This is a genomic window from Granulicella sp. L46, assembly GCF_009765785.1.
Lineage (GTDB): Bacteria > Acidobacteriota > Terriglobia > Terriglobales > Acidobacteriaceae > Granulicella.
Genome location: NZ_LMUT01000030.1, coordinates 1 through 1,822, shown reverse-complemented (window position 1 = coordinate 1,822; position 1,822 = coordinate 1). Strand labels below are relative to the sequence as shown.

The following is a 1,822-nucleotide window of genomic DNA, read 5'->3' as shown; positions in this document are numbered from 1 at the left end:
GAGCCTCCTGGCAAGGTTGAAGGTTTGCGCGGATCAAGCGATGTGGGAGGGCTGCATCGCGCTTACAGGATAGCAACCGGTCATGGATGGGAAGGTGGCGTATAGCGGACGACGTAGAGCGTGCCTGGCGTGCGCGTCAACCAACGGGAGTAATGCACCGGAGCGAAGGGCGCGGGACCATAGCAGGCGTTGGGATCGAAGGAGACGCCGTAGAGAGGATGGATGTGTGGCGTGTAGTCGTACCAGAAGGCGTGGCAGGCGCTGGGTGGAGGTGGTGGCGTTGGGATATACGCGTGCGCGGGAACGACGATGGTGGGGAAGTTGATGTGGCTGGAGTTCTGAAGCTCGACGTCGAGGTTGTTCTCCCAGCCGCCGTCGACGGCGGTGTCCGGGATGGAGTGGGCGCGGAGTTCTTCGGCGATGGCTCCGCGCGCGCGGTAAAAGGCGAACTGGTTATGGGTGTTAGTAACACCATACGCGGCCATGACAAGGACCAAGACTGCGCCGGCCGCAGGGATCTTCGGACGAATGGTTTCCTGGTAGTAGCGAAGGAGGAAGATTGGCGCGATGGCAAGGAGTGGGAGTAAGTAACGATCAAAGATCGTACCGTCGACTGTCCTCGGAACGAGAAGCAGCGTGTAGGCGATGGCAAACGGCGCCAGGAGCATGGCGAGAAAATTCCAGGAGATCGGTTTTGGAAGCTCGGCTGCGGGCGCGGTTGGGGGGCTGCTAAAGAAAGATGCGATGAGACCTAAAAGACCGCCGAGGGAAGCGATGGTCAGGAGCAGCCGCACCCAGTGGGGCAGAAAGATGGGAGGATCGCCCTGCAGATGACTACTGCCGTAGATTCCTTGTAGATTGACCCAGTCGCCCGCTAGCGGCTCCATCAAGAAGGGATATCCGCGATGGAAGCTAAGAAGCGTATAGGCGACGCAGATTGCGAGAACGACGGCGATGGAGAGGCGATTGCGCCACCATAAGACGGGGATGAAGAGGGCGAAGAGTGGAAGTAGAAGAAAGGGAGCGTCGAGAAAGAGGAAGGCGAAAGCTTTTACAATTCCGGTTGCATGGATGGATTTGGGAAGCAGCTGCTCGGGGACAATGTAGGGCTGGTGCTTGAGCCAGTGCAGGCAGGCGAAGATGAAGAGTGCGCCGAGGAGGGTAGCGGCTGAGCCGGCGAGGAGGACTCGACGCCGCGAGCGAAGCAGCCACAGTGTGGAGGGAAGCATGACGAGGACACCGAGCCACGCAATCTGTCTCGAGGTGCCGCAAAGAGCGTTGGTAATGACGGCGAAACAAAGCCAGGCGATGGTGGCGCGATCGGACCGGGCATGGAGTGCATGCAGACAGCCGTAGAGGCAGATAATGATAGCGAAGAGGCCAAAGATGTCGGTCAGGAATGTCGCCGAGAGCATGAGATAGAGCGGGGAGAGGGCCAGGGCCAGGGTTCCGATGGTGGCGTTGCGTTCGGAGACGTTGGCGAGGACGAGGATGCGCTGAAAGAGAAAGGCCATCAGCATGGCGACCAGCAGGGCGGAGCTGCGGACGACGGTGAAGGAGAAGCCGAAGAGCTTGACGAAGGCCGCCGCGAGATAAAGCTGGAAGACAAGCATGGGGGCGGCCCATCCGTTGTAGACGACGTGTCCGGTGGAGGCGAGGGTCTGTGCCATGAGGATGTAGGGGCCGTCGTCGGAGATACCCATGTTGGCGTAGGGACGGCTGATGAGTTCGCAGACCAGCACGCAGAGGGCGCAGAACAAAGCTGGGATGCGGAACCTGCGGACGAGTTGCAATGAGCCTCCTGGCAAGGTTGAAGGTTTGC

General features: G+C 60.0%; 1 protein-coding gene. It reads right to left on the bottom strand.

The window, feature by feature from the left end; genetic code table 11:
- Window positions 1–80 precede the first annotated feature (80 nt).
- The coding region (locus tag GSQ80_RS22835; protein ID WP_216850547.1) for a glycosyltransferase family 39 protein at window positions 81–1,822 on the bottom strand (1,742 nt) is incomplete at its 5' end.